The following is an 11319-nucleotide window of genomic DNA, read 5'->3' as shown; positions in this document are numbered from 1 at the left end:
TATCCTGGCTCTGGCGGAAATTGATCAGTTGGGTGCGATGAGCGTTAGCAGCGCGCATGAACGCGCGGATACGGGTCAGTCGTTCACTGATGGTGTTTTTGCTGATGTATTTCTGGCTCCAGGTATTGAGCGTATCCATTTTGCGCTGGAAGCCACTCTCTTTCTGGCGCACACGCTCGGCTAGCATCAACTGCTGTTCGTGCAGGGTCATTGCATTCAATGCAGCCTTAGTAAATGAGGCTTCCGTTTCAGATGCGGTTTGCAGCTGGGTGCGTTGCTCGTCAGTCAGATCGTACTGAGAACCCAGGTCTTCGAGGCGGGATTGGAATACCTGGACCTGCTCTTCAAAGCCTTTCTTCTGTTCTGTACGTAGTTTCTTGTCTTTATCGTCAGACAGAACCGTCAGCAGTGCCAGGTTGGCCTGCTGCAGGGTGATCATCTGATTTAGACTGCCGGATACGGTTGGAAGGGACTCATTCGTCACCTGGTCGAGACCACGGCTGATAGTGGCAGCACCCCATAACCCACCGCCGCCAACCAACATAATTGACAGCACCAAAAAGGTGAAACCTAAGGTTATCTTATGGGAAACCTTTAACTGCATAGTCCTCTTCTCCGTCGATCTGACATCAAATTGAAACTAAGCAATTTGCCTTGCAGTGGCAACGGCCACTCCTCTTTTATGGGGTGCTGGCCTCAACACTTATTGAACTTTGGCCCCATTTTCGACGCAGTTCGCATATAACTGGCCTAAGTCGCTGGCACTTTGTATCGCCAGTCTCTGGACCTAAACAGGCCAGACGCTCCCCCGATATAGTGATTGTGACATGTAAGCCCGGCCGTTATCCCACTACGGGTGTTCGGCCGTTGATTCACTCGTAACGCAATACCACCAACCCCTTGCCAGGTTTTGGCAAGCACTATCACGGCAGTACGATCCATGCGCTGGTTCATGCTCAGCTTTCCTAAGCCGTGATAGTGTTCTTTTCTTTCCTGTTGAGACTGATCTTCTTAGCTTTTGTACGCAAAACTACTTCGTTACCTACCTCGTTCCCACGCTCTGCGTGGTAATGCATAGGACTTGTATGCAATGCGAGTGAACAATGGGTTCCCACGCAGAGCATGGGAACCAGTAATGGGAGCCAGATATAAAAAGCGTAGGTTGGCCTTCGCTGTGCGAAGCCCAACATTTAGTCGGAATTTTTGAGTTGAGTCGAGTTGTTGGGCATCGCTTCACGATGGCCAACCTACAAACGAGTCAGATTATGCAGTTCCTCGTTCTTCGACGATGAACAAAAAAAGAGCCACGTGTGGGCGTGGCTCGAATAGCGCGTTACCAGAGCAAAGAAGAAGTAACGACTCTCAGGGAGAGACAATGATGTCTCAAACAGTCAGCGGAGAATCCTGCGCTTCCTGTTTTTGCTGCAAAGCGGCTTCAGCCATCTTACGACCGAAGATCTCCATTACATCAGCACCCTCTGGGTTTTCGCTGGCTTCATCCATTGCGTCTACCATTGCCTGAACAGTTGGGAGCGTCTTCTCAACCAACTCGGTGATATACAGTTCAGGGGTTGTGCCGGTGTATTTGTGGTAACGATCAAACAATTCCAGGGTTTCAGGTTGCAGTTCGATCTGTACTTGAGTTTTAGTCGCCATAATGACTCCTGCGTTGTTTTTATAGTCTGTACAGTGTCCGGTGATGTCCGGACCTATAACTTCGGCCGACATACTGTCTGCTCCTTCAAATCAGGCGCCGACCTGATGATTTCACTATAAGCAGTGTGCCCTCCTGCCATTAGGGCCAGAAAAAAAATCCCGCTGGAACCAAAACTGGCCATATCCACCTCTCGAAACTGGCCCTACTGAATCAAAACCCCTGCTTTATTCTTGAGTGTCAGCAAGAGACGAATCACAAAACATAAGAACAACGGAAAGAGCAATGTCAGAATTCAATACCCTGAGCGCAATGGGCCTGACCGATGTGAATGCAATCAGCCACTATAAGCTGTCACGTCAAGACAACCAGGAAGTACTGAAGGTCTACTTCAAACGCCCTGCTGGTTCCGCAATGCCTGATAGCAGCACGTTCTGCTTCGATTGCAACACCGTCGTTCCTGCTGATGCAGAAGCTGCAAGCCAGAGCAAAGATAATGGTGGTAGTGACCCGGTACTGATTGCTGCGGTCAACGAGCTGAATGCCCTGAATAAGAGCATGAGCAACCACGACCGTCGCATGCAGCTGGTGAACGAGCTGGATCGCCTGGAACAGATCATGGCTGCAAAACTGCAGGAGCTGCGCGAAGATCTGAACCGCATCGTCTGATCATTCACTCGCATATCATCAAAAAATGGCCCTTACTTGGGCCATTTTTGTTTCTGTCCTTTCCCGCTCTTCTAATTCGTAGCTAGTTCAACACGTCCTCGTCGATCTCTTCCTGCAACGCTTCCAGCTCATCAACAATACGCAAAAACTTCTTACCAAAGGCTGTGGTTTCGTATTCGACACGTGGTGGAATCTCATTAAAGGTGCGCTTTTCAAGAATGCCAAACTGCACATTCTTGCGCAGACATTCGTTGAGGACTTTGGTACTTAAGCCCTCAACGCTTCGAACCATCTCCCCCGGGCGATTAATGCCGTTGGCCAGCAACTGATACACCGTTAACGACCATTTGCAGCCATAAATGGCCTCAACCATCCGCGCACTGCGTGCCGGTGCGGACTTACGCGAAAAAAGTTTTTCCTGACTTTTCATAAAGATGTACCAAAAAGTACCTACCTGACCAATTTGTACTTACTTTTCAATGCACTACAGCATTCTTAATCTCTTATAACACCTTACAACAAACACTGGAGATAACCGAATGAATGAGATTAAACAGACTGTTGCACTGATCGTGGGTGGATCAACCGGTATGGGCCTCGCCACCGCCCAATTGCTTAACATGCGCGGTATACGTACCCTGCTTGTCGGTCGTTCTGCAGAGCGACTGGACACAGCCGTTCAACAACTTGCATCTCCGGAACTCGCAGACACCATCGTTGCTGACTTGTACGACACAGAGGCACTCGACCGACTGATCTCGCACATCAGCAATCGCACCGAGCATATCAAATACCTGGTCAACGCTGCCGGTACCTTTAATCCCAAGCCGTTTATCGAACATGATCATCAGGACTACGACAGTTACATGAAGCTGAACCGTGCGTTGTTCTTTGTTTCACAGGCAGTGGCGAAAAACATGATCAAGCATGGCGGTGGTTCAATCGTGAATATCGGTTCGATGTGGGCTCAGCAAGCGATCAAGGCTACCCCATCCAGTGCGTATTCCATGGCCAAAGCGGGCCTGCACGCGCTTACCCAGCATCTGGCGATGGAATTGGGTGATCATGGTATCCGCGTAAATACCGTTTCACCGGCAGTCGTTAAAACGCCGATCTATGAAACATTTATCGACCCGAATGATGTGGATGAAGTATTGTCTACCTTTAATGACATCCACCCTATTGGCCGGATTGGCAGCGCGGATGACGTGGCGAACGTCATTAATTTCCTGCTCAGTGACGAAGCAGGCTGGGTCACCGGTGCAACCTGGGATGTGGATGGCGGCGTAATGGCTGGGAGAAACTGATAAATGCTTAATATGGACTTCTCACAACGGGTGGTCATCGATACCAACGCGATGGATTGGGTGCTAAGCCCGGCTGCGGGCGTGGAACGCAAACCGCTGGCGCGGGCTGAAGCGGAGACCGGTCACGCAACCAGTATCGTACGCTATGCGCCTGGAGCGAAGTTCGCCAGCCACCTGCATCCGTACGGTGAAGAGATTCTGGTGCTGGACGGTGTATTTTCCGACGAGCATGGAGACTATCCGGCTGGCACCTATATCCGCAATCCACACAACAGCAGCCATGCCCCCTTCAGCGAACAGGGCTGTACCATTCTGGTGAAGTTATATCAGTTTGATGTCGACGATCAGGCAACAGTGCGCATCGACACCACCAATACCGCATGGCTGCCCGGCCAGGGCAATCTGCAGGTGATGCCGTTGCACAGTTACGGCACCGAACATGTCGCGTTGGTTAAATGGCCTGCCGGTGAGCGTTTTGTGGCTCACCGCCATGCGGGTGGCGAAGAGATACTGGTGTTATCGGGGACCTTTATCGACGAGCACGGCCGATACCCTGCCGGTACCTGGCTACGCAGCCCACACATGAGCGAGCATTTTCCCTATGTCGAAGAAGAAACCGTGATTTGGGTGAAGACCGGGCATCTACCGATCGACTAAATCCCAGACACTAAAAAAGGGGCTGGATTGCCCCTTTCATGTATTCATTCTGAATATTCCTAATATATTAACTATCGACCTGCATGGTCTCAGCAACATTCTGGATGCGCCGCTTATGCGCCCCCTTTTGGCCATACATCTTCATGTCTGCTGTATGCAAAAGCGATTCTGCGCTGGAGCCATCAGCCGGGTACGTTGCAACGCCCAAGCTATGGGAAACATCAACAACGTAATTTCCGTTGCTAATTTCGCCGCTTAACCCTTTTTTCAACCGCTCGCGTAGCGCAGGCACTTCGAGGTCATTGCTGATCGGATATTGAATGATGGCGAATTCGTCTCCACCCAAACGTGCCGCCATATCAATCCGCCGTACACTGGTTGCCAAACGGTGGCCGAACACCTTGAGTACGCAATCACCAAAAACGTGCCCGTACTTATCATTAACAGGCTTAAACTCATTTAAATCAATAAGATAAACAGCAAACTTCTCGTGATATCTTTCGGCGCGCAGAATTGTTTGTTGCAGCTGTTCCATAAAGAATCGACGGTTGGCGAGGCCTGTCAGCACGTCATGATGCGCCAGGTGCCGACTTGCCCAAAACTGACGCAGTAGCATAAATACCAGCACCAATCCGCTCACTACTAAGCCGAAAAACGCGACACCGGCTGCCTTAAGGTGTTCTGAAAACCCCTTCAGACCGTACACAGTGTCACGGTCATGGAAGTTACGAATGTTCAGTTCGTGGATGGGGCCTCGATACGCATTCAGTGCGGTAAACACGTCCCTGCTTAGTCCAGGATCGCCCGCCTCGGGCATAGCCTGAACCTTTGCGTCATAGCGTTTCAAGACGTTTAGGACACCGGTCGCGAGATCTTGCGCACCTAATGACTCACGTGCAAATGATGCTTCGTAACCATCGATAACAACTGTCACCCTATTCCAGAGAATATCGAACGCCTGTTGCACGTCGTCGCGGTTATCAACGCCGGCAGAATGTAACTCGAGGGCGTGCAATAACGATAGGTGTTCGCTTTCAAATTGTTCGATGGTCCAGATGGCGAGCGGGTACTCGTGCGCCAACGTCTTTGATGCACGGTTGATTTGATAAAGACTGAATGCAGAACTTATCGCAAAAACCAGAACGGTCACACAAACCAGAATATAGTCTTTGCGAACTTCAAATCGTTTCAATTAACGGCTCTCTAGCTTATTTAGCTGCCATACCATTTGGCCATGCATCCGACGGTTATCCAGCTCTGGAGATTGGTCGAGCGGCAACATGATCCAAATTGGCCCTTTATCGCGGATGCGCATTATTTTTCCATCTTTGCGCGTCGCCAGGATGACCGGATAATTGTCCAGCAACTCCTGGTTTATTTCCACGATGTAATCGTTCAATGCATATGCCTTTACGGTATGTCCCTGATATGCACCGGACTTGAGCAGCACTTCTTTCAAAAGGGGGCCGCTGAAGGTGTGAGTTTCCGTCCAGGGAGTGGATGTCTCAATGACGTGTTGCTTAAAGCCATCAAGTTCTTTCAGGCTGTAAGCTTTGGTGCCGCCCGCATCTACTACCGAAAGAATGGCCTTGTCGCCCGCCTGAGCGGTAGCGGCTACAGCACATGCCAGCAGCATAAAAACAAACGGTCTAAAAACTGCACGGAGGTATTTCACTGCATTAACTCCATTAGAAGACGTTAGCGCTATACATTCTTATAGACGTATTTATACATTCATTCAAACACAACTGAATTACAATTCAACAACGCAGGCCTAGAATTTATGGGGCTGAGATAAATTCACTCAAACAGAATCTTCTAATATACCTGTCCATTGTGCGGTCTTACGTCGAAATCAGATAAGGGCCGTAAAGGCACCCAGTAACAACTTAGATTTAAGCAATAATAGCGCCAGGCCAAGCAAGACAGGAGCCGCTACTACCATCTGGATTTATACGGCTCTCTGCCCTACTAAGGCGCATATAAGATCATTCCGAGCGGAATCGTTCGAGCTGAGCTTTGGTAAAGTTCTGCAGGTAGGTGATCAGCTCTTCAGAAGCGGCTACCGCCACCTCCTCGTTCTGTTCCATCAGTGCATTCATCTTACGGATATAGAGATCGGTACAGTACGCCTGATCTTCATCTGTTGCGTAGTAGCACCAGAAACGGCGGGACAAACCCTGGGTGGTCTTGATCGATGCGAGGATAAATTCGTTCTTTGAGCTTTGTGCCAGGATCTGGTGGATCTGACGCAGGACCGCCATAAAGCCTTTGCGGTCGCTCGGCGTCAGTGCTTCAAGATTCTGAATCACCAGGGCGATCTCCGCCCCCTTTTTATGAACCTTATACCTACTTATGCTCCCCACCGCACAATTCGTGGTCGCCCAATACATCCAGGATCCGGCACTTGTAGCTGTGTTCGTAATCACAGCCCTCAATCATCGCGACGAGTTCTGCTTCCATCGCCTTTAATTGCGCGATCTTGTTGCGCACATCATCCAGGTGCTCCTGCGCAATGCGATCGGCTTCCATATGGTCGCCGTAACAGCAACCGTTCAATTGCTGCAGTTTCTCGATTGCGGGCAGATCAAATCCCAATGCACGGGCATGACGGATAAAACGCAAAGTCGTCAGATGACGGTCGGTATAGCGTCGTTGGTTCCCTTCCGTACGCGTTGGTGCAGGCAGCAGACCCTTGTCTTCATACCAACGAATCGTTGGTACTTTGCAGTCAGCCAGTTTGGAAAGCTGACCGATCGAATAAAACTCTGACATTTTTTGCTCCAACACTTGAACCTCTAGTCACTAGAGACTTTAAGCTTTCTTTATCAGTTAAGGAATAGAGGAAGCACACCAATGGCACAGAGTTGCTGCGGTAAGACCGAGTTCACCGGTCTCGATCCGGCCTACAAACGGATCTTATGGGTCATTATTCTGATCAACGGCGTGATGTTTGGCGTAGAGATGGTCGCAGGTTGGATTGCGCAATCCCAAGCGCTTCAGGCCGATGCACTGGATTTTATCGGCGATACGCTGAGTTACGGCATCAGCCTGTGGGCGATAGGCAAAGCCGCGTCCGTTCGAAGCAATGCAGCGATCTTTAAAGGGATCAGCTTGTTGCTGATGTCGGTCTGGGTGTTTGGCAGCACCGGCTACCGGGTGTTTGTGATGAGCAATCCGGAAGCCTTCACGATGGGGGCGATTGCGATTGCCGCGTTTGCAGCGAATCTAACAAGCGTTCTGTTGCTGGTGAAATACAAAGACGGTGATGCCAATGTCCGTTCTGTGTGGCTCTGTAGCCGTAACGATGCGATCGGCAACCTGATTGTACTGATCGCCGCTTCCGGTGTATGGGCCACCAGCAGCGCTTGGCCGGATCTGATTGTGGCAGGCATTATGGCAGGCTTGTTCCTCTCCTCCGCATGGCAGATCACAACACAGGCGTTGCGGGAGAAAGAACGCATTAAGCAAAACGTAGGTAGTTGCTCTGCTTCATAAACTCATAAATTCCGTAGGTTCGGTCGAGCGCAGAGACTGTGAAAGAATTTGGTCCTGGCATCTGTAGCAGCCCGCTCTGAGGGCGACATTTTCTTTAAAATTCGCGAGAGTCGCGGTCAGCACCCAAAGGGCATAAAAGCCCGCTGCTACAGGGGTTGTATCAGTTTTTACCGAGAAAATAACCAACGTTCAGAATACTTTCACGGTCTCGAAGCTGGACCCAACCTACTACGAGGTGATGTGTGCGTTACTGATAATGGTGCCGCCCAAACATCTTGCGGTACTGGCTTGGGGAGATGCCGGTGAGACGCTTAAATAGACGCCGGAAAAACCCCGTATCTTCATAACCAACATCTGCACAAATATCGTCGATCGCATCTGAACTGCTTTCTAATCTTCTCTTGGCATTCTCGATGCGCAGATTTTGAATACGTTCGATCAGGGACTCGCCTGTGGCTGTTTTGAAGCGACGTTTGAAGGTGCGTTCCGCCATGCCAAGGTGTTCCAGCAATCCATCAATCGCATCATGGCACAGGTAGTTTTCATCCAACCAACGTTCCGCTTCAATCACCACAGAATCACTGTGCAACACTTTGTTCTCCAACGGTTTAAAGGGTAACTGCCCCTCATCGTGCCACTTAAGCAGGTATACCTTGCTGATCCGCATCGCTTCAGCGGGACTGCCGTGGCGGGAGATAATGTGAATCACCAGATCATGCCAGGAACTCGTCCCTCCAGCGGTAACCACGTGTCCGGTTTCGTCGGCAAAGCAGAGGATTGGTTCGGGCTGGAAATTAACATCGGGATAGTGCGTACGGAACAGATGTTCGTAGCCCCAATGGGATGTGGCTCTGCGCCCTTTTAACAGGCCGCTTTCCGCCAACACCAGAGAGCCGGAGCACGCAGAATATACATAGGCGCCCTGTCCATGCTTGCGCCGGATAAACGCCATCATTTCCGGATAACGTCCGTGCAGGTCTTCATCGGGTCCTAACCACAGCTCCGGGATGATCAAAATGTCACACTCGGGATCGTCCTCTATACAGGTATCGGGTACGACTGGAATATTGTGTCCGCAGGTAAACGGCGCTTTATCGACCGAGGCTATCTGATTAGAAAACAGTGCAGGAAGCGGCTCACTGCGCACCAGCGTTTGCCAGACATTACCCGCCGCGGACAACACATCCAACATCCCATAAAGGGACGAACCGGCTGTTTCGGGGACCGCTAAAAACAGAACCCGAATTGTGGTTTGTGTCATACACCCTCCTCCATTGGCACAAATGGACCGTTAGTGGCAGGAATGCTTCTTACAACAGCTTAGCCCACACAGGACAATGAACTTACCGTCCAAGAGCATCCGGACGCACCAATCATTCCGAGGGCAGAGCCATGTTAGAACAAGTAAAAAAACCAACCATGCGTAACGGTGTAAACATTGATGACCTGATGGCGACCATTTCCGCCGTGCAACAGGATCCAAGCCTCGCCCAATTCCGCTTCAGCGCCCAGAACCAATGGCTGGACTGTGGGCACAACCGCAGTGCCATCAAGGCGTTTTATGGATGCGGTGCCATGGATACCAGCCGTACCGTTCCATTTACGCTGGAAGCGGACGAGCCCGCTGTATTGCTGGGTACCGACAAAGGCGCGAACCCAGTGGAATATGTGCTGCATGCCCTGGTGAGCTGCATGACTACCAGCATGGTGTACCACGCAGCCGCACGCGGTATCGAGATTGAATCCGTTTCAACTTCGCTGGAAGGTGATCTGGATCTGCAGGGTTTCCTGGGCCTAAGCGATGACGTACGCAAAGGTTACAGCAACATTCGAGTGAATATGGATGTGGCATCCAAAGGTTCGGAACAGGATCTTCGTGAATGTATCAGCTTCTCACCGGTATACGAGATGATCTCCCGCTCACTTCCGGTCGAGCTGAAGATGCACGTGCATTGATAACTACATCGGGCGATGTCGAAAATTTACAATACCGCCTAAGGCTCTCTCTTTAAGGTTGTTTCTAGATAACCCTAACGGAGAGAGCCTTATGTCTGAACGTATCAATTACATTAAATACGCCCCTGAAGCGATGGATGCGATGTACAACCTGGAGCGCTATATCGCCCGTTGTTATCGGGAACGCGGCAGCTTTGAGCGCTCGTTGTTGGAACTCGTTAAACTGCGCGTTTCCCTGATCAATGGCTGTGCCTTCTGTATCGACATGCACACCAAAGAAGCACGTGCAGCAGGTGAAACCGAACAGCGCCTGTACGGCCTCAGTGCCTGGCGTGAAACCAACTACTACACACCCAAAGAACGTGCAGCCCTTGCCTGGGCAGAAGCCAATACGTTGATTGCCGGTAATGAGATCGATGATGTGCTTTATGGAGAAACGCGGGAGCACTTTAGTGAAGCTGCACTGGTTGACCTGACAATTGCCATCACAACGATCAACGCCTGGAACCGGATCGCCCGTAGCTTTGGTACCGAAGCGGGAAATTACGAAGCCGGCAACATAGCGTTCTAAAAGAGGTGATAAGTCTTCGCCATGGACGGTGCTAGACTTTTCGAACACACGCTGGGCGTAGAGCTACGATGGAAAACATTCTCACAGGATTTTCTCACCTCAATTTGCGGCTTTATAAACCCGCGGTTTCCCTACGTCCATACATCAAGAACTACTGGTTTGTTTCTGTGCCTGACAATGCAACGTTAAAAACGGAATACCTGCCTTGCGACACCGGCTGTGGCATTACGTTTAGTTTCAATTCCAGACTGATCATGGGTGACCGCGCGATCAGCCAGGGCTGTCTGATCAGTGGCCCGAATACAACCTCGATCCCTTTACAGCTTGGCGATCAAATAGACGCAATCGGTATCCGTTTTCACCCGGGTATGGCGTATCCGTTTTTTCAGGAACCGTTAAACGAGTTTATCGCGCCGATTGAACCAACACACCGAATTCAGCAACGCCTCGAGTTAAACCGAATTTACGACACGCTGGCATCAAACTCTTCAACCCCAGCGCGCATCACTCAGTTAGATCGCTGGCTACTGCTGCTATTGGAGAGATCAGTCGGTGTAAGTTCAGAGCTAAACAAGGCACTTGATTGGCTGGATAGACAAACCCAGCAACCGATCACCTCCCTATCGGAACAGATCAACCTGAGCCAGCGTCAGCTAGAGCGCCTGTTTAAACAGTGGGTAGGTATCAGCCCTAAACATTACAGTCGCTTATTACGCGTAAACCATGCTCGCGCCACCCTGCGTAACGGATCGGGCGATATATCTTTAAGCGACGCTGCGTTAAATGCGGGCTACTTCGATCAGGCTCACTTCAATCGCGAATTTAAGCAGGTTGTTGGCTTGACGCCGGGGCAGTATCTGAAGTGTCTGGAGCAACCAGCAAGGTATTAGTAGGCAGACCAGCGCTTAACTAACCTGCACTTCCCATACATCCCATAAGAGCACACTCTCTGACAGGACGCTATATCCTGCCGAAGGCGGATGTGCACCGTCGTTAGATGCTACCTC

Annotated in this window: 15 protein-coding genes; 7 read left to right on the top strand and 8 right to left on the bottom strand. The window is 50.6% G+C overall.

What is annotated here, in order from left to right; genetic code table 11:
* Nucleotides 1-556: hypothetical protein (locus tag ACEQ15_RS16885; RefSeq protein ID WP_372530384.1), on the bottom strand; the 556-nt coding region annotated here is incomplete at its 3' end.
* Nucleotides 557-1383: 827 nt separating this feature from the next.
* Nucleotides 1384-1728, bottom strand: coding sequence for a hypothetical protein (locus ACEQ15_RS16880; protein WP_370280413.1), 345 nt, complete (start codon nt 1726-1728; stop codon nt 1384-1386).
* 211 nt (nt 1729-1939) lie between these two features.
* On the opposite strand from ACEQ15_RS16880, the gene ACEQ15_RS16875 reads away from it, so the two are divergent.
* Nucleotides 1940-2323, top strand: coding sequence for a DUF3461 family protein (locus ACEQ15_RS16875; RefSeq protein ID WP_370280412.1), 384 nt, complete (start codon nt 1940-1942; stop codon nt 2321-2323).
* Between the two features lie 82 nt (nt 2324-2405).
* Here the strand turns inward: ACEQ15_RS16875 and ACEQ15_RS16870 are convergent, their stop codons facing one another.
* Nucleotides 2406-2753 carry a winged helix-turn-helix transcriptional regulator gene (locus ACEQ15_RS16870; RefSeq protein ID WP_370280411.1) on the bottom strand — a complete coding sequence of 116 codons (348 nt, stop codon included), beginning with the start codon at nt 2751-2753 and terminating at the stop codon, nt 2406-2408.
* Nucleotides 2754-2862: 109 nt separating this feature from the next.
* Between ACEQ15_RS16870 and ACEQ15_RS16865 the strand changes: the two genes are divergently transcribed.
* Together ACEQ15_RS16865 and ACEQ15_RS16860 are read left to right on the top strand one after the other, a co-directional pair.
* Nucleotides 2863-3630 (top strand): SDR family NAD(P)-dependent oxidoreductase, encoded by a 768-nt coding sequence (locus ACEQ15_RS16865; RefSeq protein ID WP_370280410.1) that lies wholly within the window; start codon nt 2863-2865, stop codon nt 3628-3630.
* Between the two features lie 3 nt (nt 3631-3633).
* Entirely contained in the window at nt 3634-4287 is a 654-nt protein-coding gene (locus ACEQ15_RS16860; protein ID WP_370280409.1) for a cupin domain-containing protein, read from the top strand.
* A 67-nt stretch (nt 4288-4354) separates the two neighbouring features.
* On the opposite strand, the gene ACEQ15_RS16855 is transcribed toward ACEQ15_RS16860, so the two are convergent.
* The 4 genes from ACEQ15_RS16855 to ACEQ15_RS16840 form a co-directional block, all read right to left on the bottom strand.
* Nucleotides 4355-5479 (bottom strand): diguanylate cyclase domain-containing protein, encoded by a 1125-nt coding sequence (locus tag ACEQ15_RS16855; RefSeq protein WP_370280408.1) that lies wholly within the window; start codon nt 5477-5479, stop codon nt 4355-4357.
* Complete coding sequence (locus tag ACEQ15_RS16850; protein ID WP_370280407.1) at nt 5480-5962, bottom strand: hypothetical protein; 483 nt, start codon at nt 5960-5962, stop codon at nt 5480-5482.
* Nucleotides 5963-6275: 313 nt separating this feature from the next.
* Nucleotides 6276-6599 (bottom strand): FCD domain-containing protein, encoded by a 324-nt coding sequence (locus tag ACEQ15_RS16845; protein ID WP_370280406.1) that lies wholly within the window; start codon nt 6597-6599, stop codon nt 6276-6278.
* A 37-nt stretch (nt 6600-6636) separates the two neighbouring features.
* Entirely contained in the window at nt 6637-7062 is a 426-nt protein-coding gene (locus ACEQ15_RS16840; protein WP_370280405.1) for a helix-turn-helix domain-containing protein, read from the bottom strand.
* A gap of 81 nt (nt 7063-7143) precedes the next feature.
* Between ACEQ15_RS16840 and ACEQ15_RS16835 the strand changes: the two genes are divergently transcribed.
* Nucleotides 7144-7785, top strand: coding sequence for a cation transporter (locus tag ACEQ15_RS16835; protein ID WP_370280404.1), 642 nt, complete (start codon nt 7144-7146; stop codon nt 7783-7785).
* 247 nt (nt 7786-8032) lie between these two features.
* On the opposite strand, the gene ACEQ15_RS16830 is transcribed toward ACEQ15_RS16835, so the two are convergent.
* On the bottom strand, nt 8033-9046 hold the full coding sequence (locus ACEQ15_RS16830; RefSeq protein WP_370280403.1) for a GlxA family transcriptional regulator: 1014 nt from the start codon (nt 9044-9046) through the stop codon (nt 8033-8035).
* Between the two features lie 131 nt (nt 9047-9177).
* On the opposite strand from ACEQ15_RS16830, the gene ACEQ15_RS16825 reads away from it, so the two are divergent.
* The 3 genes from ACEQ15_RS16825 to ACEQ15_RS16815 all read left to right on the top strand — a co-directional run bounded on the left by ACEQ15_RS16825 (nt 9178) and on the right by ACEQ15_RS16815 (nt 11202).
* Entirely contained in the window at nt 9178-9741 is a 564-nt protein-coding gene (locus ACEQ15_RS16825; RefSeq protein WP_370280402.1) for an OsmC family protein, read from the top strand.
* Between the two features lie 91 nt (nt 9742-9832).
* Nucleotides 9833-10312, top strand: coding sequence for a carboxymuconolactone decarboxylase family protein (locus ACEQ15_RS16820; RefSeq protein WP_370280401.1), 480 nt, complete (start codon nt 9833-9835; stop codon nt 10310-10312).
* Between the two features lie 68 nt (nt 10313-10380).
* Nucleotides 10381-11202 carry a helix-turn-helix domain-containing protein gene (locus ACEQ15_RS16815; protein ID WP_370280400.1) on the top strand — a complete coding sequence of 274 codons (822 nt, stop codon included), beginning with the start codon at nt 10381-10383 and terminating at the stop codon, nt 11200-11202.
* The last annotated feature ends 117 nt before the right edge of the window (nt 11203-11319 follow it).

It is taken from the genome of Pontibacterium sp. (assembly GCF_964228735.1).
Lineage (GTDB): Bacteria > Pseudomonadota > Gammaproteobacteria > Pseudomonadales > Balneatricaceae > Pontibacterium.
Note: the sequence above shows the minus strand (reverse complement) of the source record. Positions and strands in the feature narration are given on the sequence as shown.

Coding starts and splice junctions, on each gene's coding strand:
- ACEQ15_RS16860 (WP_370280409.1), top strand. CDS start 3,634: ATGCTTAATATGGACTTCTCACAACGGGTGGTCATCGATACCAACGCG.
- ACEQ15_RS16875 (WP_370280412.1), top strand. CDS start 1,940: ATGTCAGAATTCAATACCCTGAGCGCAATGGGCCTGACCGATGTGAAT.
- ACEQ15_RS16870 (WP_370280411.1), bottom strand. CDS start 2,753: ATGAAAAGTCAGGAAAAACTTTTTTCGCGTAAGTCCGCACCGGCACGC.
- ACEQ15_RS16820 (WP_370280401.1), top strand. CDS start 9,833: ATGTCTGAACGTATCAATTACATTAAATACGCCCCTGAAGCGATGGAT.
- ACEQ15_RS16865 (WP_370280410.1), top strand. CDS start 2,863: ATGAATGAGATTAAACAGACTGTTGCACTGATCGTGGGTGGATCAACC.
- ACEQ15_RS16825 (WP_370280402.1), top strand. CDS start 9,178: ATGTTAGAACAAGTAAAAAAACCAACCATGCGTAACGGTGTAAACATT.
- ACEQ15_RS16830 (WP_370280403.1), bottom strand. CDS start 9,046: ATGACACAAACCACAATTCGGGTTCTGTTTTTAGCGGTCCCCGAAACA.
- ACEQ15_RS16880 (WP_370280413.1), bottom strand. CDS start 1,728: ATGTCGGCCGAAGTTATAGGTCCGGACATCACCGGACACTGTACAGAC.
- ACEQ15_RS16840 (WP_370280405.1), bottom strand. CDS start 7,062: ATGTCAGAGTTTTATTCGATCGGTCAGCTTTCCAAACTGGCTGACTGC.
- ACEQ15_RS16815 (WP_370280400.1), top strand. CDS start 10,381: ATGGAAAACATTCTCACAGGATTTTCTCACCTCAATTTGCGGCTTTAT.
- ACEQ15_RS16835 (WP_370280404.1), top strand. CDS start 7,144: ATGGCACAGAGTTGCTGCGGTAAGACCGAGTTCACCGGTCTCGATCCG.